This window comes from Streptomyces ochraceiscleroticus (assembly GCF_000720485.1).
GTDB lineage: Bacteria > Actinomycetota > Actinomycetes > Streptomycetales > Streptomycetaceae > Streptomyces > Streptomyces ochraceiscleroticus.
This window is the reverse complement of record NZ_JOAX01000086.1, coordinates 1-487: the sequence shown is the minus strand read 5'-3', so window position 1 is coordinate 487 and position 487 is coordinate 1. Positions and strand designations below refer to the sequence as shown.

The 487-nt window shown below is 70.2% G+C and carries 1 pseudogene; it reads right to left on the bottom strand.

Annotated elements, in window-relative coordinates:
• Positions 1–487: pseudogene (locus IG84_RS39210) on the bottom strand (hypothetical protein); the annotation flags it as partial.

Genomic DNA, 487 nt, shown 5'->3' with positions numbered 1-487 from the left:
GATGCGCCGCGTCGATCCTCGCAGGCATACGTGCCTCGGCCGCCATGCCGAGGCGCTCCTGCACAGCGGTGAGCACACGTGCAGGCTCCTTCGGGGCGTCCCATGCCGCGGCGGGGGCTGCGGAGACCGTGACATGGACATCGACGGGCGCGGACGGGGAGGCCAGGGAGAACCACTCCCGCATGTCGTCCAAGTCGCTGGACGCGTCCCCGCCGGTGATCTGGAGCGGAAGGTAGGTGCACAGCGCGGTGAAAGCGACTTCTCCCACCCGCTCCAGGGCGTCGAACAGCATCCGGGTCATCGGCAGCACCGGCAGACGCGAGTGGCGGACGTCCTCGGGAATGTCGGCTCGCATCCAGGCGAGTTCGCGGACCTCATCGCCACCGGCCCAGTCACCGCCCTTGTCGCACTCCAGCCAGCGCTGCGGGTCGGGGAAGAGCTTCTTCCCCTGCGGCGTGCGCCAGCCGCAGGGCGCGTGCCAGCCATA